Raw genomic sequence first — 22,047 nt, 5'->3', positions numbered from 1 at the left:
AGCCCGAATATCTTACTTTTAAATGATGAATGCAAAATACACATTGCCGATCATGCTCTGCCTGCTTTGCGGTTTTTATTCCGTTGCGCAGACGCCCTTATCTTCCAAAACGGAATTTACGCACGCCGACACGCTCCGCGGCAGCATTACGCCCGAAAGGGCCTGGTGGGATGTATTGCATTATACCATCGGCATTACGCCGGATTACAACTCCAGAACCATCACCGGCACCAATGCCATCCGTTTTAAAGTACTCAGGCCGGGCAGGAAAATGCAGATCGATCTGCAGCAGCCGATGGAACTTGTAAAAGCATCTGCCGGAACGCATGCTTCATTGCCGTTTGAACGGAACGGTAATGTATATTATATCAGTTTTCCTTCAGATTTGCAGGCTGGTGCAACAGAAACCCTGCTGCTCGAGTTCAGAGGCGCGCCGGTGGTAGCACGCAGACCGCCCTGGGATGGCGGCTGGATCTTTACAAAAGATAAACAGGGCCGCCCCTGGATGAGCGTTGCCTGCCAGGGACTGGGTGCCAGCGTTTGGTATCCCTGCAAGGATCACCAGTCTGACGAGCCTGATAACGGCGCAATGATCAGCATCACCGTACCGGATACACTGGTGGCCGTAGCCAATGGCAGGTTAACCAGCAAGCAGGCGCATACGAATCATACAACCACTTACCAGTGGACGGTGGTCAATCCTATCAACAATTACAACATTGTACCCTATATAGGCAAATATGTGAACTGGAATGAAACCTATGACGGTGAAAAAGGGCAGCTCGACTGCAGCTACTGGGTACTGGATTACGAACTCCAAAAGGCAAAACAGCAGTTCACCCAGGTAAAACAGATGCTGCATTGTTTTGAATACTGGATGGGGCCGTACCCGTTCTATGAAGACGGCTACAAACTGGTACAGGCCCCGCATCTGGGTATGGAACACCAGAGCGCCGTGGCATATGGCAACCAGTTCATGAACGGCTACCTCGGCCGCGATCTTTCAGGAACAGGATTGGGAATGCTGTGGGACTTCATCATCATTCACGAAAGCGGTCACGAATGGTTTGCCAACAATATTACCAGCAAAGACATTGCAGACATGTGGATCCATGAAGGGTTTACCAATTATTCCGAAACATTGTTCACAGAATGTCTCAGTGGCAAGGCAGCAGGCGATACCTATACTTATGGCATCAGGCGTAATATCAATAATGATGTACCAGTTACCGGCCCGTACGGTGTGAATAAAGAAGGCAGCGGCGATATGTATCCCAAAGGATCTAACATGATCCATACCATCCGCCAGGCCATGCATAACGACAGTCTGTTCCGCACGATGCTGCGGCACCTTAACAAAAGATTTTACCACCAGACAGTTACTGCAGGCGATATTATGACAGAGATGAGTAAATTCGCCGGCTGGAACCTGAAGTATGTATTTCAGCAATACCTGCATACCGTACAGGTGCCGCAGCTGGAATATTATTTTTCGGGCGACAGGAAAAAATTTTTTTTCCGCTGGTCTGAATGTGTAAAAGGGTTTGACCTGCCTTTATACCTGAATGCCGGCAGTGATACGATCCGCATCAGTCCTTCAGAAACATGGAAGTCCATTACACTGACCCCGGGTATGCAAACACTGCTGAAGCCTGAAGCAGCGGAAAAGTTATATTATATCAGGGTGAAAAACACATCCGGGAACAACTAAAGCAGCAAAGGAGTATGGGTAATATCCGGAAACAGACGATTATTTCGAGTATACTTGTTTACATAGGTTTCCTGGTAGGATTCGTGAATACTTATATCTCCGGCCGCAACGGCTCACTTACTCCTGAGCAGTATGGTCTTACAAGGATTTTTTCAGATTTTGGCCAGAACGTTTATTCCTTTGCAGCGCTGGGTATCATCCCGGTGATCTATAAATTTTATCCTTACTACAAGGACAACCTGCCAGAACGGAAGATCGACCTGATCAGCTGGGCATTACTGATCTCATTTACCGGTTTTATCCTGGTGATGATTTGCGGCATCTGGTTTGAACCGGCTTTTATCGGCTATTTCTCCAAAGGCTCCAACAAGCTGCTGACGGATTATTATTACTGGATGTTTCCCTTCGCCATAGGCATGCTTTTCTTTTTTGTAACGGAGAGTTTTGCCTGGGCACTGCACCGGTCGGTAGTTTCCAATTTCCTGAAGGAAACGCTGCTGCGGGTGTTATCGTGCATACTCATTTTCCTGTTCTATTTCAAAGTGATCAGTTTTCATACGTTCATCAGGTTATATGCATTCCAGTTCCTGGTGCTGTTCCTGGTGCTGATCATTTATCTCTATAATACCGGGCATCTGCATTTTACGTTTAAGATCAGCCTTGTTACGCGGAAGTTCTGGAAGAAGATGGTAACGATGCAGGCGCTCGCTTTCGGCGGAACCTGCATAGCTGCGATCGCGGCAACGGTAGACAGTTTTATCATTGCGGGCTTCCAGGGGCTGGGTTCTGTAGGTGTATTTCTCTTTGCGCAATATGCAGCCAACCTGGTGCAGGTACCGCAGCGAAGTATCCAGGCGGTTTCTGCGGGAGTGCTGGCGAGGGCGTGGAAGGAGAAGGATTATAAAGAGATCAACCGGGTATATGAAAGATCCTGTATCAATCTGCTGCTGATGGCATTGTTCATTTTCGGTAATCTCTGGCTCAATGTGGAAGACGGCATGCGGGTGCTGGATATACAGGCGGCTTTCAGTGAGGGGCTGGGTGTGATGTTCGTGCTGGGACTGATCCGGATCGTAGATGCCGGAACAGGGCTGAACGCCATGGTCATCAACACATCCACATTCTGGAAATTCGATTGTATGAGCGGTGTTGTGCTGTTCATTCTTCGGCTGCCGCTTACCTATTATCTGATCAAACACTACGGCATTATCGGTTCGGCCATTGCAGAACTGATCTCATACAGTATTTACAATTTCATCCGCTTCGAATTCCTGCGCAGGAAATTCAATATGCAGCCATTCTCGATGAAAACCATTTATGCGCTGCTGCTTGCGCTGGCTGCATACCTGGCCTGTTATTATGGTTTTGAAATGCTGAGTGGCTGGGTACGCATTATTGCAAGAGGAATTTCATTTTCCCTGCTGATGGTGGCAGGCATCTTTTATTTCAGGATCACGCCCGATGCCTGGCAGATGGTTGCGGTAGCCAGAGAGAAATTCGGCCGGAACAAAAAATAAACTCAGCGCGAAGAATCCCTTTTGATCAGTTCAGACCGGAACACTTTGCTGGCAGATGCTGGTTCATTCTTTTTCTTTTCCTGCTGTTCAAGAATATGAAATAACACAGACGCAGCTTCTTTGCCTATTTCATACGCAGGCTGTGTAATGGTTGTAAGGGACGGGTTCAGGATGGACGCGACTGCCATGTTGGAGAACCCGACTAACTTCAGATCCCGGGGTATTTCAAGACCGCAGTTGCGCGCAGCTTCATAAGTGCTCACCGCAAGTTTTTCTACTGAAGCAAACACACCATCAGGGCGGCGCCTGCTTTGCAGCAGTGTTTCTATCTTACGGAGGTTTTCCGCATCATCGTTCCCGCAATTGATCACCAGCTGATCTTTGTAAGGAATATTGTTTTTTTTCAAGGCATCCTGGTAGCCTTTCATCCGTTTATGATTGATGGAAAGGTTTTTCGATACCGCCAGGTAAGCAATATTACGGCAGCCGTTTTCAATGAGGTGTGATGTTGCATCAAACCCGCCCTGGTAATCATCTGTGGTTACCGAAGGGATCTGCGGATCTTCCGAAACCCTGTCGAACAATACCAGCGGAAGCCCGTTCTCTTTCAGGTCGCGCACAGGATCCATATTACCAGACACCGACATCAGCAGTCCGTCTACCCTGCCGTTACGGATATGCCTGATGATATTAGCCTCTTTTTCCGGGTCTTCATGCGTGATATAGATCAGCACATGGTAGCCGTTTTCCTGCGCAACAGATTCTATACCATTGATAGCAAGGGTAAAAAAGTTATTCGCGATCTCCGGGATCACCACACCGATCGTTTTGCTTTTCCGCTGACGAAGGCTGCTTGCATAAGGATTGGGCTGGTAATTCAGTTCTGCTGCCAGCGCCATTACACGCTGTTTGGTGCGTGTGCTGATATCATAGCGGTCGCGCAACGCCCTCGACACTGTTGATATCGACAAATTCAGTTTTTCCGCCAGTTCTTTCAGGTCTACTTTATGCATAGCCGCAGTTGATTTTGCTTCCGGGCATTTTATCCCTGCCGCAATTTAATGAACTGCGCGCATTGGCAGTACTTTCATGTAAATTTCGGTCAGTCGTTCATTTCATGCAATCCGTTCAGGCCTGGTAATCACCTCATATCAACATTGACAAAAATGCGGGATTTACGTAGGCTAATTTCGCGGCATGAAATGGCATTTAACAGTTCTCCTCCTGCCCCTGTTCTTTTCATGCAGCAAGGAAGAAACACCGGTACAAACACAACCGGGCAGCACTTATGTAACCCGGATCTTACTTACAGCCCCACTGATCAGGGATGATTATTACTTCACCTACAACAGCAATAACAGGATCACAGGCATCGAGCAGAAGGATTACAGAACAATCCGGCTGAGTTACAATACTTCCGGGCTTTTAACAAAGATGACATCCGACTATCATACAGGCAAACCCCAGGGCCATACTGATTATTTTTACAATGGTGATCAACTTGTTAAAGAGATCCGCACGCATATTGAAGAAGACCCTTTCGGCAACAGCTCATCCTACACACAAACAATCCTGTACGAATACACGAATGGGCAACTCAGCATCATCAAAACATTAAACAATTCCGGCATATTAAAAGCCAGTGCAACCATCATTTATAACAGTGCAGGTGATCCGCAGACGATTACCAGTACTACCGGAATCCGTTATGAATACAGTTATGCAGACAAACCTCACCAGTTCCTGCCCGGCAATGAGCGTATCTACAATTGCCTGGAAGACCTGCTGCCGTTTACTTTCTACCTCTCACATTCCACGCCTGCAGATCTGAATTACTATATTCCTTTTAAAAAACAGGTAACGGGAATTACACAATACAACAGTACCGGCCTTGTTACCATGCAACTCAGGTTCGATTATACACAGGATGCAACAGGAAAAACACAGCAGCTGGAAGTGACCAACCTGAAAGGCGGTAATACCTCTCATTATGCATTCACTTATGGGCAGTAGCGGCCAAAATGTTAAAACCTGTTAAGATTTACGGGAATTTACTTTTCCGGCACCGTTTTTTCTGCTGTGAAAGAATGAAAATGATGTCTATGAAAAAAAATAACCGGTTCATACCACGCTGGGCAGCACTCAGTGCCTTATTTGTGGCATTTATCTTTACCGCCTGTAACAAGACGAACGATGTACAAAACACACCCGTTGCAGGATTGATGGCTTTCAATCTCGCGCCTGACAAGCCTTCTGTAGGTATTGCCTTGTCTAACAACAGCCTGACAGGAACACCGCTTGGCTATACCAGCTTCACAGGTGGTTATTACAGCATTTATCCCGGAACACGCACAGTAGATTCCTATGATTTTTATACCGGCACGCCTATTGCCAACAGCAGCTATAACTTCATGGCTTCTACTTACAACTCCGTTTTCCTGGTTGGCGCTAACGGCACTTATAAAAATGTGATCACGGTTGATAATTTTGACAGTCTTTCAGGCACCAGCGGCAAAGCGTATATCCGTTATATCAATGCGATCCCGGATTCGTCGAATGTACAGGTATCGGCCATTGCAGACGGGAATAATATCATACAGGAAACATCCAGGTTTACAAAGATCTCGCAGTTTACCGGACTGAATCCCGGGCAGGTCGCTGTAACAATTACAACCGAGGGCAATATCCAGGCGTCACGCACTATTGATGTGGTTGCCAAAAAAGCATATACAATTCTTTTGACCGGTATTCCGGGCGATGCCGATCCTGCAAAAGCAATGCAGATCAGGTTTGTGGAGAATGGTCAGCTGGCCCCGTAATTTTTTTGATATCCTATCTGATAAACCCGGGATCCCCGCTTTTGGCGGGGATTTCATTTTTTAATCTTTCCATTATTTCTGATCAGCAGCCGGCGGCAGCTTTTCTACCGGCACAAGATCGGCGAGATCTACATTCATCGGTAATGCACCGATCTGTACAATCGCACGTTTGCCGCGGATCTCTTTCACTTCGCCTACCTGGTAGTTCTTTTTCAGCTTCACCAGCGAACCTGTTGCTATCTCACCTGCAAGTTCCTTGTAACGCAGGTCTACTTTTTTGGCCAGTTTGTTAACTACTACCTGCTCTTTTCCTTTGAACAACAGGGTTTGCAGGTTCCTGATCACATCGTTCTTGTCTTCGTTCTTTTTCCAGTCGAGCACGATCTGCCTGAGCTTGCGTTCCATGTCTTTCAGGTATGCCAGTCTTTCTTCTGTGATACGATTCTGATTTTTGAGGATATCGATCTGCTGGCGGTGTCGTTCTTTGTCCAGCACTACTTCCATTTCTTTTTTCAGCTTTTCATTTTCACGGAGCAGCTGATGCAGTTGTTTCTTTTCCTTGTCCAGCTGCTGCAGGTCCTGTTCGGTTCGGTTCAGCAGCCTGTCGAGCCTGAAATGATCTTCGTCTACCAGTTTTCTTGCGCGGTTGATGAGATGTTGCGGGAGACCGATCCGCTCTGCAATAGCGAATGTATAAGAACTGCCCGGCTTGCCGATGATCAGCTTATACATTGGCTGCAGGTTCACTTCATCAAACTGCATGGCTGCGTTCACGATACCCTGTGTATGGTTGGCCATCACTTTCAGGTTGAGGTAATGTGTTGTTACAATACCCAGTGCATGGCGGCGGGAAAGCTCTTCCATGATCACTTCCGCAAAAGCACCGCCCAGGTTGGGATCACTTCCGCTTCCGAGTTCATCTATAAAAAACAAGGTCCTTCCATTTGCCGTTTCTATGAAATGTTTCATATGCAGCAGGTGACTGGAATAAGTACTCAATTCAAATTCCAGGTTTTGTGTATCGCCGATATGAATGAAGAGTTGTTTGAAAATACCCATTTCAGAATCCGGGTGTACAGGCACCAGCAAACCGCTTTGCACCATGACCTGGTTAAGGCCGATGGTTTTCATGGTAACGGTTTTACCGCCCGCATTGGGGCCGCTGATCACGAGTATCCTGCTTTTATCGTTCAATGAAAGATTAACAGGTATGGTTGGTTTTCCCGAGACCTTATTATACAGGAAAAGTAAAGGGTGGAACGCATTGATCAGCTGGATCTGGGCCTTATCTGTCAGGGCCGGCATATTCGCATTCATATCAATGGCCAGCCTTGCTTTGGCACGGATAAAATCATACTCACCCGCAATGGCCAGGTATTGCTGCAGCAAGGGTGCGTAAACCGACAGTTTAGCGGTAAGCTCACGCAGGATCCGCTGGATTTCCCGGCTTTCGTCGTTTTCAAGCGCAAACACATCGTTGTTCAGCTCAATGGTTTCTTCTGGTTCCAGGAAAGCTGTTTTACGGCTGTCGCTTTCACCATGAAGGATTCCTTTTACCTGGCGTTTGTGTTCAGAAAATACAGCCACAACACGACGGCCGTTACTGAAACTTTCATTGATGTCGGCAGTATAACCGGCTTTCGCCAGCCTTGCGATCACTTTTTCGAAAACCCGGCGCAATTCGTTCCGTTTGCGGAAAAGGCTCATGCGGATCTTCTGCAATTCAGGGGAAGCAGTGTCTTTGATATTGCCATGCTCATCGAGCACTTCATTGATCAGCTCAACGATCACTTTTTCATAATAGCTCCCTGCGATCACCTGTGCAAGCGCCGGAAATGCTTCGCGGCGTTCCGTATCGAACCACCTGAATACTGTAGAAGTATTTTCCGTCAGCCTCCGGATATTCACCCATTGCTCACCACCCAGCATAGCCCCGGGAATACCCAGCAGGGTCAGGTCTTTCGCAATATTCAGCATGAAATCACTGGGAAAATACTGACCCGACTGCAGCACCAGCTTGTATTCAGCAGCCTGTTTCAGCTCCAGCTCTATGTACTCCTTACGGGTATGAATACGCAGCTCATTTGCTTTCTGCTGTGCATGCGCTGTTTTACAGTGCCCGGCAAGCAGGCTCTTTATTTTATCAAACTCAAGTTGGGTCAATGCCGATTCCGGATATAAACGCATATAAACTGCTCCTCTTTCTAAGCCTGCAAAGGTAAGATTGTATGTTGTTTTTCGGCCAACCTGTCTGGAAGTCAGTTCCACCGCCAATGGCACGGCTTTCGCAGGTAAGAGGTAGCGGAAATGTTAAAGCGTTCCCGACTGAAACGGAGAGCAATCCTCCACATGCTTTTAATCGTATTTTTATAAAAATACCGGTATGATGAAAGTTTTGTTAAGTACCTTATTCCTGGGCATTACCCTTGTTTCCTGTGCCCAGCAACCAGAAAAAAACCTGATAAGTATGAATAATGAAGTAATTCCGCCCGGCGTACAGACAGATACAGCCACTTTTGGCGAAGGCTGCTTCTGGTGCACCGAGGCCTTTTTCCAGCGCCTGGATGGCGTACTGAAAGTGGTGAGCGGCTATGGCGGCGGGCATGTTGAAAATCCTACCTATGAAGAGGTATGCGATAAAACCACAGGTCATGCCGAACTGGCACGTATCGTGTATGATCCGTCTAAGATCACTTATGATGAACTGCTCGAGGTTTTCTGGAAAACCCACGACCCTACCACACTGAACCAGCAGGGTAATGATGTTGGCCCGCAATACCGCAGCGTTATCTTTTATCACAATGAAGAACAGAAAAAGAAAGCTGAATCCTATAAAGCCAAACTGGATCAGAGCGGCGCCTGGGACAGTCCTATCGTTACCGCTATTGAACCTTTCAGGAATTTCTATCCCGCGGAAAATTATCACCAGAATTATTACAACGATAACCAGGGACAAGGCTATTGCCGTTTTGTGATCAGGCCTAAACTTGAGAAATTCGAAAAGGTATTCAAAAATAAACTGAAGAAACAATAAAGATCAGAGCCGGCACATCAGCCGGCTTTTCTTTTGGATTCAAGCATAAAGGCAAGTTCGGTAAGCGGATCTAAAACATGTATGCCATCGAAAGCCTTGTCGTAGCCGTACATTCCGTGCAGATCCGTACATCCCAGCACAATCCCGCTGCAGCCATTTTCTCCTGCAATTGCTGCCAGTTCTTTTTTATAGTGAACAGGGTCTGTGCCGGTTTTGATCTCGCTGATCATATCCTGGATACGCTGCCGGTCTTCCTCACGGGGAAGCACAATATCCGCAGCGGAAAAATGATCCATGGCATAACTGCTGAGTGTGGCCGCAAGCATCCATTTATCGCCCGATTGCGCTGCTGTTTCCCTTGTAAAATCCACCAGATCTATCAATTCTGTTCCTGCCGGGATCTTTAGCCTGTTAATAAATGGATGTAACGTAAAACACAGTAACATTAAATGGCTTACTCCCCCTGCGGTGATCTTTTCAATCGCAGCGTTTACGATCTGAGTCATCTCACCCACTTTATTTTCCCTGATGCTGGTACTGCGATCGGGAATAGCAGGCTCATTCACCAGTAAAAATGATAAACTGTCGCTGTCGCCCTGCATTCTTTTATTGGTACCGGTAAGGGTCTTTATAAAATTGCCGGTAGAGAAACTGCCCATGCCACCTAATATACCTATACGTTCGGGTTCCTGTTTCAGGTAACCTGTCAGAAAGCTCTTGCCGAAATAATAGGAATGAACGCCTTCGCCCCTGTCGTTAAACACCTTATCGTAAAGGATAAATCCGGTACTGGTAAACAATTGCTGCGAGCGCTGGTTGGCAGACCAGGTACGGATCGTTACCCTGTCTGCACCGCGTTCCTGCAATAAGGCAAATGCTTTATCAAATAACAGGTGTGCAATCCCCTGCCTGCGATACGACGGATCCGTTGCCACATACTGGATAAAATACCTGAACCGCGGATGTGCAAAAGTGAGACCGACAATACCGATGACCCGGTCGGCATCCGAAGCTATGATCAAAGCACCGTCGGGCTGCATGATCGATGCGATATAGGCGTGCATTTCTATACGCTGACTGATCGGCGGATAAAAATCAGTATCCTGTGCATGAAAGAAATCCATCACGGCAGTACTGACCGAGTCCAAATCGGTAATCACTTCCAGCTGGTATGCAGTCTGTATCATATATCGGTTATTATCGGTTAAATGAATGTTGCTGTTTTACTTCCAATAACAAATTCAGTCCGTAACAATCCACCATAAAACGATTGCCCAGGTGTTCTATGTTAACCTGTAAAGCCGTCGCATGCTCCTGCCTGGTGTTCTCTGCTCTCGCAACCCAGCGAAGCAGCATATCGAATGTCTTGTGGTGATATACGTTTTCCGGCATTTCCATTTCACGCAGCAGCGATTGCGCTTTTTCGAGCGCAGCCTGGTCATCCTGGCAAAGTGACGACAGGCGGAGGTATGGATGAGATTTGAACACCCGCGCAAGATTCTTATCACCTGTAAGCTGCACATAAGCACGAACAGCCAGTTCTTTGATATAAGGGTCCACCAGGTTGAAATCTTTCATCACAATATCTTTCAGTCTGTCTGCCATATCCATGTTATGGAAATAAAAGACCTCGCGCAGTTTTTCTTTTTTGGCAGACAACGGGATGTCTTCCAGCAAAGGGATAATGATCTTCTTTACATTTTTCTCAAGGATATTCTCGAGCAGTTCTATAGCAAAAACCTGGTTCTCCGGCAGGTTGACCCTGTTGCGCCAGATATTTTCAACGATAGCTACAGCACCCGGATCATACAGGATCCTGAACAGCTGGAGCAATTTAAAAACCTGCTGTTCACGCAGATCGAGCAGGGCTGTCTGTAATTTTTCATTATCGAGTTCTGTCAGATCATTTACAGTGCTTTCGATCCAGAGGATATCTCTGACACAACGGCGGCACAGGCCGGTAAAATAAAACCGATCTTCGGCCGAACATTGTACAGGACTGCTGTTTACATTCCTGAGCAGGAAATATTGCAGGGTATGGTCCAGTGTTTCATAGTTTTCTCTCAGCACCCGCAATTTTTCTTCCGGGGAGAGATACTGCACATATTGTATCGCTGCAATCCTTGCCGGGTAATGTTCCTGCGCATAGAGTGCAGCAGACAATTTCCTGGCCAGTTGCGGATCATCGATACCATTCACGCTTTTAAATGCTTTTGAATGATAGGTTCTGGCCATTTCATACAAATAATTACGGCTATTCTTCCTTTCGTCCAGCGCAATTGATTTCAGCATTTCCCTGAGTTCGGAGAAAGACGTGTTGTCTGGCGGATTAGTGATTTCAAAATTTTCCGGGACGATGTCTTCTGAACCGTCAATTGCTTTTGCTCCTGTGCCTTTAAGAAAAAGCTGGATCTTTTCCTTATACTGGTGATACATTTTTTGTGTAAAGAACAACCATATCGCATATACAATAAAACAGGCGCCGGCAAGCACAAACAGGTAGACATATAACTCTGTCTTTTTAAAGACAAGTGACAACCCAAGTAAGATCAGACCGGCGGCCATGGTAGAAACCTGCGAGAGAGAGCCATCGATCAGGGTTTGTACTTTAGCACGTTCTGCGGGTTCTGTTACCTGGTAAAGGACTTTGAGTGCCGGGTTGGTGATTCCTTTACGAACCACCCGCTCCAGCCATTTATTCAGCAACAGGAATGCCACGATAAAAAAGGTGATGGAACGGAACAATGACCCTGATACCACACCCAGCATGGAGCTGAGCACAAGCAGCAGTGGCAGTAACAATAAAGAGATTTTCATACCATATTCGCTCATGAACCTGGATGAGAAAAGCGAGAAACTAAGTTCTCCAAGTTTGATCACTGTAAAAATCACCGACACCAGTATTGCTGTTTCAATATTATTCTCAACAGAAAGGAATTTCACAGAGATCAGGTAAGAATAATCTGCGAGATAGATCGCAGTTACAGAGAAAAACGTAAAAATGCCGATCAGCATAAAATACCTGTCTTTCAGCAGAAAGGAAAAATTCACTTTTGTTGTTGCCGCTTGATTTGCATGCACATGGCGGAGCCTTTCACCATTGGCCTTCACCAACTTTGCGAGCGGGATCATTCCTATAAGCACAGCACTCATCGTGATCAGCAGCAGGAAGGCGGTTGTTCCCATAAGGGTGGTTAGCAAAGGCACCATCAGGTATGCAAGAATAGATGCGATCACTTCACCAAGCCCCACAAGCGCGATCAGGCGTTTACTCTGACCGAGATCGAACAGGCGCAGACTCAATGTCGCAAACGTAAGTGCGAACAGGGATGAAAATGGCATAATGAATACAAACCCTGCAAAAGCTACATACTGTGTAAGGCTTTGTGAAGACGAATCATGTAACCGTGCATACAGCAATGAACCGCAGATAAGTATATACAGGAGATTGGTAATAACAATAGCCGTGATGAGGCCATAACGGCTCATCAGTTTTTTATACAGGTGAATGACCAGGTAGCCTACCACACCGGAAAGAATATAAGCAAGCGGCAACCTGGAGGCATCCAGCTTTTTAATGAAATAGCTGCTGGTTGTAACCGAGAAAAATGATGTGGCCAGCCCCGTCAGGAACGACTGCAGGAAAAGCTGCGAGAAGTTATACCGCTCGGCCTGCCTGATATGAAACGCGGATCCAAGTTTGGGTAATGCCACGCTGGTTACTATTTGGTGATATTAAATATGAGTTGTCCCTGGAACATTCTTCCGTACTGCGGGATGGTTGGCGCATACTGGATATTATCCGCTGAACGAACACCCGGAGAAAAATATTCCTTATTGAACAGGTTGGAACATCCTGCCTGCACTGTAAGCCAGCTGTTTAACTGGTAATTTACATTCAGGTGTGCAAGGAAATAACCATCTATACTGTTCAGCGGGTTATCGCTGATGCTGGTAGCTTTACCGGTCGGCTTCGCTCCTACAAGGTTACCGCGCAGGTTCAGGTTAAGCTTATCCTGTTTCAGCAACTTTACATTCACTCCGAAATTGGAAGAATAGTCTGCAATATCTCCCGTACGCTTCACCACCGAATCCGTTTTGCTCACAACGGAAGGCAATGTGGTTTTAGGATTCGTAAAAGTAAAATTGAAGAAAACTGCCACATTATGCTGCACTTCTACCTGTGCGTTCACCTGCACACCCATGATCTTTGCCTTGCCCAGGCCTTCAAAGCGATTGGTAAGTGTGCCGTTAGGCATCACAAAACTTACCAGCGCAAGTGTGTTGTTATAATTGGCCTGGTAGAATGACGCTTCAACAAATGAACCGGGGTTGAGTTTATTGAATGTATAACGCGCAGAGAATTCAATATTCTTTACTTTTTCGGGTTGCAGGGAAGCATTGCTGGCCAGCCTGGTTGCCGAGGTAGAGAACTTGTTAAAACTCGATGCATCCATAAACGCTTCTGAATAAATGGCTTTGAAAACCATGTTACCAGGATAATATACAACTGAGAAACGGGGATTAAAAATGGAGCCATAGCCACCGATCTGGCGGAATCGGTTATGATCATATCGCAGGGCTGCAGACACGTTCAGGTGTTTGGCCACGTTCTGATAATTCAGCTGTGTATAAGCACCAACAGTATAAGGTGTATAATTATTACCGCCAGGCAATGTATTACCGCCGGTAACAGTACCGTTCACGATAGCAGGGTCTGTGGTTCCTTTTACATAATCACCCTGCAGGCTGCCCGTTCTCATTTCCCCGCCGGTATTCAGATCCCACTTCTCGTTGAATTTATATTGCAGCTTAAATTCTGTCCGGAACTGGCTTGAACTCTGCGCATAGTAAGTGGGCGTAAAGAAAGGCTGCGTAGCGCCATTCGATCTTACAAGTTCATAAAAGGAAATAGACTGGTTGCCATAACTTTTATAGGCAGTTGCTTTTGAATTATTACCGAAATCCGTTCCGCGGTAATAAGTGAAATTGGAAAATGATATTTTTTCCGACAAGGCTTTATCATACTTCACATAGAAATAGAATTGCCGCACCTGCCAGTTGGTTAATGCATTATTGATGGAAGCAAAACGGCTGGTATAATCACCCACAGAGCCTTCATTCTTATTAAAATATTCAAATCCGAGATTAAAGTCTCCGAAACGTGCTTTCCCTGACAAATAGAAATCATTGATCGGATTATGGAATTCAGCAGGATTAACACCTTTATAAGTCTTCGAATATGCAGTACTGTCAAGCTGCGCAGCCCGCGCCAATGCCTGGTCGGTTGCATACAACACACTGGAATCGGCAGTAATGCGGAAATATTGCTTGGTCGGATCTGCTGCTGCGAATTTCAGGATCGTGTCACGTGAGGGTTTCTGGATAGTGAAAACACGGTTATACGCAGATGAATCATAATGTATGATCCCGTTCCAGTTGCTGTACCTGGACAGATCCATATTATCTGATTTGTATACACGTCCCGTAAGCGAGAAAAACACATCTTTGTTCACGTGTTTCGCTACATTCACATCTATAAACCTTGTATTCAGTGATCCATATCCCGTCTGTACATTAACTGCCAGCGTTTTCTTTTTGGCTGCGATATTATTCCTGTCGAAAGGGAAATAATCATCTTCATTTTTTGTCACAATATTGATCACCCCCACAAAAGCGTTAGCACCATAAATGGTAGACGCTGGTCCGTAGATCACTTCCACCCTTTTAATATTGCTGACAGGAAACTGTTTGCTTAAAAAAGCCGCATTCGTCCACATCTCGTTGCTTTCAACTCCATCCACCAGCAGCAAAGTCCGTTCGGTCATCGTTGCAGAACGGTAACCACGCTGGTACATCGTTGAGAAAGTAATACCAAAATCACGGGAAATATCGAACCCCGGCAGGTCGTAAAAAATGGACTCCACGTCCTGGTAACCGCGGTTGCGGATGTCTGCAGCGGAAATGATCTGGATAGTTGCTGGCGCTAAATTGATGTTCTCCGCTTTCTTAGAAACCGAGGAGATCAGGCTGGAACGCAGCACCTGGCGCAGGTACATCACTTCCAGCTTAAAACGGTTGGGATCGCTCGCATAGGCTTCGAAATTATCCTGCATAAGGAGGATCCGGCGGATATTATCGTCTGCAGCATCGATCGAATCGATGGCAAGGTAACTCATCGCCATCAGGCGGTAAGCCTGGAATCGTTCTGTATAATTAAAGCCGTTTGCCGACAGGCATTTTTTCAGTCCGCTGATACATTCATGAAAACGACCGATATTATAAAAGCCCTCGGCTGTTTCCACAGAAGCTGAACCACATTGATCCTGCGCTTTGAGTTGCTGCACTTTCATGCAAAGCAGGAAACAGAACCAACAGGTTATGAGAAGAGATTTACGCATACATTATTTTTTATTCAGGCTTTGATAGAGATCCGACATCACCGGCTTCCAGGCGATCACTTTATTGTCTTCGCTGGAAGAAACGATCATTTCACCGCCCGGCAGATAAGTAAGTCCGTAGATCCATTTGCTGTGTCCTTTAAGTGTTATGACATCTTCCGTATTCTTATCGCCGGTGGCCGACCTTACATCTATCAGTTTGATCGACTGATCCGCACTTCCGCTTGCGAGTTGCAGTCTGCCATTGCTCACCTGCGCAAACCGCAAATCATTTACGCTTGAAAGATGCAGCGGAAGATTAACAGCCGTACCATTGCTGCGCATATCTTTAAGCCATACCGCACCCTCGTAAGTGCCGGCAGCGAGGTATTGTTCATTGTTGTCTGTGGCAATACTTACAATCCTTCCGCCTAATCTGTAAGAAGCAGCGGGTTTATCGCCAAGGCTCTCCCACTTGTCGAATACGTTCAATGTATTACCCGATGCCAGATAGATCCTGCCGCTTTTGCCTGTTGCCGCAGCAGCCAGATCGCTGATGCGGAACACGCCATCTTCTGTAAGCGAAGGATTTGTTTTATACCTCGTCAGTCCTGAACTGCTGACAACGATAAATGCATCCGTTCCATTGAAGAGAATATTTCTCGAAATACCATTGATATGGAATCTGCCGGCTACACTCAGCGCATTGTCTGCAGAAACATTGAATAAAACACCATTACCTGCAGAAGTGAGCGCAACAAGCTTATTGCCATCAGGTGAAGCTGCAAGGCTGCGCACCGGTTCTTTCAACTGGAAAACAGAAACAGGCTGCCAGCCGTTTTCATCCACAGCCGAAACATATAATGCGCCTTCTTCATCAGCGGAGAAAACAATATTGGATTTCGGCCTGCCTGCAATAGCGCGTACAGGTGATTTGTGCAGCAGAAACTGGTTCCTGAACTGGATATTATTTTCCCAGTTGTATTGCAGGGCATTGAAAATATCAGAATTCTGGATCGGGCCGTTGTTGGCAAGATTGAGTTTATATGCTTCCGAAGCTTTGGCGCGGCTCTCGTCTATCTTTTTTTCATTCAGCAGCAGCAATGATTCATAAGCAAGGTTACGGCTCTCGGCCAGGTCTTTAAGGCGGGTCGATTTTCTTTTTTCTTCGGCAGTTACTTTTTCACTTTCAACCGCTTTTGCAGTTTGCTGTTCAGCGATCGTTTTCTGCTCACGTGCAGCTTTTTCATTTGCCTCGGCTACGATCTTCTGCCTTTCCGCATAACGTTTTTGTTCTTCAGCAAGGTTTTTCTGGATCAGTGCTTCCTGCCGGCTTTGTTCTGCTTTTATTTTCGCGGCATCTGCTATCTCTTTCTGCTTTACGGCAACTTCCTTGCTTTGCTCAGCCTGCAGTTTTCCTTCCAAAGCCTCTTCTTTACTTGCATCTGCGATCTTGCGTTGTTCCACCGCCACTTTCTGGCTTTGTTCAGCTTCGGCTGTTTTTTTAACCGCGAGTTCTGTTTGTCTTGTAGCGATGTTCTTTAACTGGAAGGCGTAAATGGAAAGGAATAATGCCAAAACCGCAACAACAGATACCGTGATCGCTACTCTTCTCGCGCGGCGAAGCCGCAGCTTCTGCATTTCTTCCTTGTGTTTCATTTCCAGCTCAAACTGTTTCTTGCTGTGTTCAAGAAACAACATCGCTTTTTCAAACTGGTCATTATAACGGCTGGCCCAGGTAAGATTGGGCTGTTGTTCTTCTTTCCATTTCCACGTCACCTGTAATTCGGGGTCACGCCAGAGACCGCCGCGCCCGGCTTCATATAATGCAGCAGCTTCGCAGAGCCGGAAATAAACCTGTGCAGACTCATTTTCTTCATCAACCCAGTTCATCAGTCTTTCCCATACCCGCATGATACTCTCATGCGAGATATCAATGATGGATGATTCAGTGAGCGTCACTTTTTCAGGCGGCATCAGGAATGCACGGCCGCCGCGGCGGAACACATTGATCACTTCCACTACCTCGTCCAGTTTAGCTTCGGCAAGCGCGCAGATCTCACCCAGCTTTCTCGGCCTGCGGATACCACGCGCATCCGATCCTTTATCGGTCAGCGCTTTGAACAGCACTTCGCAGATATAACGCTGCCGCTCTGTAGCGAGTTCCGCATAAGCTTCTTCGGCATGCTGCATCAAGGCGTATTGCATTCCGCCTATCTCTTCATAATCCGTAATATCTATCGGTGAATCCGGCTGATCTTTCTGCTTCCAGGTATCCCAGGTACGCATCAGCGCATGCTGAAGAATGGGTAACTGATCCGGGTTATCGCCTACATCATTCAATAACTGGTTCAGCAAACGGGGAGAGATATTGGCACCAGCAACGGATATTGGTGCTACGATCGCTTCTTTCCTTTCTTCCCTCGTCATTCGCGGCACCAGGTAGTCGCCGTCGTTAATCGCTTCCGGCAGACCTCTGAATTCCGTACAATCACCCAGGAAGTCGGAACGCATGGTAAACACAACATATATCGGCACTTCACGCTGCTCCGTTGCTTTAAGCAAGAGATTGATGAATGCTACGGAATCACGTTTACCGTCTTTGGCATCTTTTTCATATTTGCTGAAACGGAAAAGCTCTTCGAACTGATCCACCAGTACCAGCAGGTTCTGGCGGGTATCAATACCTGATTGCCTGTATGCGCCGATCAACCCTGTACTGCTTCTTCTCAGAATACTTTCATTGATGGCTGTGGTTATCTCTGTATCATGATCTTCCGACTGTTCATAGAGCACTCCCGGCTGCGACAATCCTACAGCCATGTTATGGATCGGGTCATTGCCAGGCCTGAAGGAGCAGATCCGCCACTGGGAACCCGCGCCGGACATGAAACCGCTGTGCAGCGCCGGTATCAGCCCCGATTTGATCAGGGAAGATTTACCGCTGCCGGAAGAACCGATCACAGCCAGGAACCGGGTGGTTCTGAGTTTTTTCAGCAACTCATCCACCTGCTTTTCCCGCCCGAAGAAAAGAACATCTTCATGTTCTTCAAAGGCCCTTAACCCGGGAAAGGGATTATTAATTACCAGGTCGTTGAACATATGAATTGCTTATAGTTTTTGTAAGAGTGATTGGATTTTATCTTCCGGAAGACCATTGATGCCATTGATCACTTCAGCCTCCTGTGCACGCAGCCTTTCTTTCGCCGGACTGGCCGGGCCTGCTATGTAAATAGCTTTCGCTCCAAGTGGCTTTTCACGGCCGTAGCCGCTGATCTTGAGAAAATCCCTTGTTTTGGAACGCAGCCAGATCTCATTTGCATTGCCATAAAATATAACGGCGGCATCGCACATTTTCAGATTCTCAACATGATCTTCACGTATCATCGATTCGTCGCCTTCAAAAATGGGAAGCATCACTTCGCAGCCCTGGTTGAACAGGAAATCTTCCAGCGGCCTGATATCGTCAAGATCTGTGAGATCGCAGATCAGGTAAACAATGGCGGGACTTTTCGATGCATCAGCAGCTGGTTTCGATTCAACTGCCGCTTCCTCTTTGGCTTTGTTCTTTTCTTTTTCGATGGCGGCGAGTTTATCCATCATCACACCCTTGAAATCTTCCAGCGACCCGTATATCAGATCAGCCCCGGTGATCCCCTCGCTGCCCTCATTCAGCTTATTGATGAAATTCTGCTGTCTTTCTTCCCGCGCAGTTTGCCCTTCAGGAATCCAGATCAGCCGTTCCAATGACGTATTGCCGCTGGCTGCCGCTGCGATCTCGTTCTGTAGTTCTATAATGGATTTCTGGGTCCCTTCCGGTATAATGCCATAATGTTCGCCGATCAGATGAATCGACAAACGTGTTTCTTTCAGATAAGCACTTACATCTTCCGTTAAAACCGGTGCAACAAGCGGCAATTGCTTATCAGGATAGATATGATAGCCGCTGTCTTGTAATTCTCTGCGTAAACTATCTCTGAATTCCTTGGTTTCATAACTCGATTCAGCGAGATATACACGGGTAATATCTTTTGTAACTGATGAGGCGGGAGTATTGCGGGAAGGGCTTGCAGATTCAAGTCCGTCAAGAAACCCTGCCAGGTCATTGGCGAGATCATCCAGTTTTTCCCAGTAGAGTTTTTCAGTCTGCTGACCGAATACCTGTGCCAGTTCTTTTACCCTGCCGGTATGCGGGTCTGTATTATAGAATTCGTACCCCAGAATGTTCTGGATCTTTTCAGGATGCACTTCCACTTTCACTGGTGTCTTGATCACTTTAAAGATCCTTGCCTGGTTATTGATACTGAAACCGATATTGGTATTACAGCAATCATAAAACTCATTCACCTCGCGAACGCACCATTCCGATTTTACATAACGGGGCGTCAGGATGGAAATCATCACCGCTACCTGTGCAAACTGATCTACGATCTGTTTATCGAAAATGTGATTTCCCTGCAAAGCAGGATCACGCCAGATCACAGGTCTGCGGCCCAATAACTGCGCAAGCCGTATTTCCAGCGCCCGGTGAAATTCGGAGATCCAACCTTTCTGATTTTCGATCAGCGATTCGTCATCGATATGCGCATAGCTGATAAATATATCTTTAGCAAACTGCATCTGTTGTTATGATTTTCCGGATTGTTTTAAAGAATACAACAGTGGCAAAAGCATAAAAAGATTCAGGTCTTTCTGCTTTTCTCCTTCTGTCAGCTGCTCGTAGGGTATTAGTTGATTATGTATCTTCAGTACTTCCTTCAATATGTATTTCTCTTTCTTATCTGCAGGGAAAGGGCCGAATTTATAATTGAACACCATTTTTTCCGCACTCCAGCGCTTGTGTTCAACTTCGGCAAGGCGCGGATAGAATTTCAGGATATTCTCCGTATTCACAGGCCAGCAGCCGATCTCTTTCATCATGTGAAATTTCACATTGATATTCCGTGCTGCATAACGGTTTGAATCTTTCTTGCGGTTATTTAGGATATTCCAGCGTTTCTTGATCGAAAAATATTCATTCAGTCGATCTTCCGAAACACTTGTCAGCTGCGACATATAAGTAAAGAAAGCTGCCTCAAATTCCTGTTCTGTAAATGCGGCTTTTTGTTGGGGGAATGCAATGATAAAATCCGTGAGTTGCTGTGCAAGGCCAGGCTTAGGCGTAACATTGAGTTTGTCGGTCAATATGTTTTCAAACTCATAGCTTACCGAATAATAATAATTGATCACACGGGCCAGCGAATCATTCAGCGCGGTTTCTTCTATCAGGCTTTTGCCGGAGAAGCTGTCGCTTTGTCTTTTCACATAATGCATATTCAGTGTATTCGTGAAAAGCTGGTGTACTTCATCGCGATGGCGGCTGTTATCATTCAGGAATTCATAAATACCGCTGTCTTCAGGTAATGCGATAATCAGCGGCACCTGCGAGATCCCCAATGTCTGTATATAAAGAAACTGGCGGAAGGATGCTGCGGTATTCATCACAACAGAATCGCTCTCACCAAAAAAATAAGCAGCCTGCACTTTGCTGAGCTGTTCGATATGCTCTTTCGACCATGCAAAATTGGCGAAGAAACTGGAGTTCAACATCGTTACAGGGATCAGTTCAATAAACTCTTCGCAGAAAGGATAACGGTATCTGAATGCATGATAAAAAGTGTCTGCATCTTTATCAACCAGGTAGATCTTCAGCGGTGGTCGTCCGGCATAATGTCCGAGGATCATGTTCTCCAGTATGAATGCTTCAGCCGTCTTATTACCCCCGATCACGGCTATCGAATGCTCCGGTTGCTGGGAAACTGCACCTCCATACTGATACGGCGGGAATGAATCATAGATCTTCTGCGCGGCGAGCTCATCTATATTGAATGCATGCAGGTCGTAATGTTCATCGCTGTTGTTGATATCGAAATAATCCTTGATCACTTCAATATTATCCTGCTCATCTATGTGCACTAGTATCTTCAGCGCGTCATGCCCTTTACGCATTTCCTCCGTCAGGTTCTGGTAAATGTATTCGCTCACCTTATTGGCGATCTCTATGTTTGTAGCATCTTTGGTATGCGCAAGGATACACATTTTTGCCTTGAGAAGGCCGATATCATCGAGCGTCTTTTTTTCAAACGGACTGTCGGTGATCACCACACAACCGGCATCTTCCATTTCTTCTATGAAAGGATTTTCTTTATCATGTTCTACCACTACCACTTTGTAGCCATTGTCAATCAACCTGTCCGCAATACTTTTCCCTGCATGATCCAGCGAAAATATAATGATATGACCCGTGTAGGTAAACCTGATCCTGTAGGTAAGGAAAAGACGACGCAGATAATTATACGAAAGAGAGAACAATCCGAAACCTACCAGCACGGCAGCCAGGTATTTGGCAATCAGGATATAGATATTGTCCGACACTTCCACAGGGTCGGCATCATTCATGATAAAGAAATTAAAAATGGCAAAGAGTACGCCCCAGAAATTGAATTTATCACCAAGACTCTGGTGAAAGCCTGCAATTGAAAAAGCAAATACCAGTACAATCAGTACAGGAAAAATGAATGGCCTTACCTTCTTGAAGTTCATGTTA

Annotated in this window: 13 protein-coding genes; 5 read left to right on the top strand and 8 right to left on the bottom strand. The window is 46.2% G+C overall.

Translation table 11 applies throughout. The annotated features are described in order from the left end of the window. The first annotated feature begins 22 nt into the window (after window positions 1–22). Window positions 23–1,711, top strand: a complete 1,689-nt coding sequence (locus tag B5D42_RS11650; RefSeq protein WP_078831687.1) for a M1 family metallopeptidase — start codon at window positions 23–25, stop codon at window positions 1,709–1,711. 14 nt (window positions 1,712–1,725) lie between these two features. Beyond that, on the top strand, window positions 1,726–3,228 hold the full coding sequence (locus B5D42_RS11645) for a lipopolysaccharide biosynthesis protein (protein WP_078831686.1): 1,503 nt from the start codon (window positions 1,726–1,728) through the stop codon (window positions 3,226–3,228). Window positions 3,229–3,230: 2 nt separating this feature from the next. On the opposite strand, the gene B5D42_RS11640 is transcribed toward B5D42_RS11645, so the two are convergent. Next, a complete protein-coding gene (locus B5D42_RS11640) occupies window positions 3,231–4,241 on the bottom strand; it encodes a LacI family DNA-binding transcriptional regulator (RefSeq protein ID WP_078831685.1) in 1,011 nt (336 codons plus the stop codon). Between the two features lie 184 nt (window positions 4,242–4,425). On the opposite strand from B5D42_RS11640, the gene B5D42_RS11635 reads away from it, so the two are divergent. Both B5D42_RS11635 and B5D42_RS11630 read left to right on the top strand, forming a co-directional pair. Beyond that, window positions 4,426–5,241, top strand: coding sequence for a hypothetical protein (locus tag B5D42_RS11635; protein ID WP_078831684.1), 816 nt, complete (start codon window positions 4,426–4,428; stop codon window positions 5,239–5,241). Window positions 5,242–5,330: 89 nt separating this feature from the next. Continuing rightward, window positions 5,331–6,047 (top strand): DUF4397 domain-containing protein, encoded by a 717-nt coding sequence (locus B5D42_RS11630; protein ID WP_176112990.1) that lies wholly within the window; start codon window positions 5,331–5,333, stop codon window positions 6,045–6,047. 72 nt (window positions 6,048–6,119) lie between these two features. Here the strand turns inward: B5D42_RS11630 and B5D42_RS11625 are convergent, their stop codons facing one another. Next, window positions 6,120–8,234: an endonuclease MutS2 gene (locus B5D42_RS11625; protein ID WP_078831779.1), complete on the bottom strand. Its 2,115-nt coding sequence runs from the start codon at window positions 8,232–8,234 to the stop codon at window positions 6,120–6,122. Window positions 8,235–8,430: 196 nt separating this feature from the next. Here B5D42_RS11625 and msrA point away from each other — a divergent pair, with 196 nt between their 5' ends. Continuing rightward, the gene (gene msrA / locus B5D42_RS11620; RefSeq protein WP_317042011.1) at window positions 8,431–9,081 is read left to right on the top strand and encodes a peptide-methionine (S)-S-oxide reductase MsrA; all 651 of its coding nucleotides are present in this window, start codon (window positions 8,431–8,433) and stop codon (window positions 9,079–9,081) included. 17 nt (window positions 9,082–9,098) lie between these two features. On the opposite strand, the gene B5D42_RS11615 is transcribed toward msrA, so the two are convergent. The 6 genes from B5D42_RS11615 to B5D42_RS11590 are packed head-to-tail and all read right to left on the bottom strand — an operon-like array spanning window position 9,099 to window position 22,043. Then, entirely contained in the window at window positions 9,099–10,268 is a 1,170-nt protein-coding gene (locus B5D42_RS11615) for a GNAT family N-acetyltransferase (RefSeq protein ID WP_078831682.1), read from the bottom strand. Window positions 10,269–10,278: 10 nt separating this feature from the next. Beyond that, window positions 10,279–12,795 (bottom strand): MFS transporter, encoded by a 2,517-nt coding sequence (locus B5D42_RS11610; protein WP_078831681.1) that lies wholly within the window; start codon window positions 12,793–12,795, stop codon window positions 10,279–10,281. 8 nt (window positions 12,796–12,803) lie between these two features. Then, complete coding sequence (locus B5D42_RS11605; RefSeq protein WP_078831680.1) at window positions 12,804–15,482, bottom strand: TonB-dependent receptor plug domain-containing protein; 2,679 nt, start codon at window positions 15,480–15,482, stop codon at window positions 12,804–12,806. Between the two features lie 3 nt (window positions 15,483–15,485). After that, window positions 15,486–18,563: a WD40 repeat domain-containing protein gene (locus B5D42_RS11600; RefSeq protein WP_078831679.1), complete on the bottom strand. Its 3,078-nt coding sequence runs from the start codon at window positions 18,561–18,563 to the stop codon at window positions 15,486–15,488. A gap of 9 nt (window positions 18,564–18,572) precedes the next feature. Beyond that, on the bottom strand, window positions 18,573–20,081 hold the full coding sequence (locus B5D42_RS11595; protein ID WP_078831678.1) for a toll/interleukin-1 receptor domain-containing protein: 1,509 nt from the start codon (window positions 20,079–20,081) through the stop codon (window positions 18,573–18,575). 6 nt (window positions 20,082–20,087) lie between these two features. Further along, window positions 20,088–22,043: an NAD-binding protein gene (locus B5D42_RS11590; RefSeq protein WP_078831677.1), complete on the bottom strand. Its 1,956-nt coding sequence runs from the start codon at window positions 22,041–22,043 to the stop codon at window positions 20,088–20,090. Window positions 22,044–22,047: the final 4 nt, after the last annotated feature.

The sequence above is a fragment of the Sediminibacterium ginsengisoli genome (genome assembly GCF_900167075.1).
Classification (GTDB): Bacteria; Bacteroidota; Bacteroidia; order Chitinophagales; family Chitinophagaceae; genus Sediminibacterium; species Sediminibacterium ginsengisoli.
Note: the sequence above shows the minus strand (reverse complement) of the source record. Positions and strands in the feature narration are given on the sequence as shown.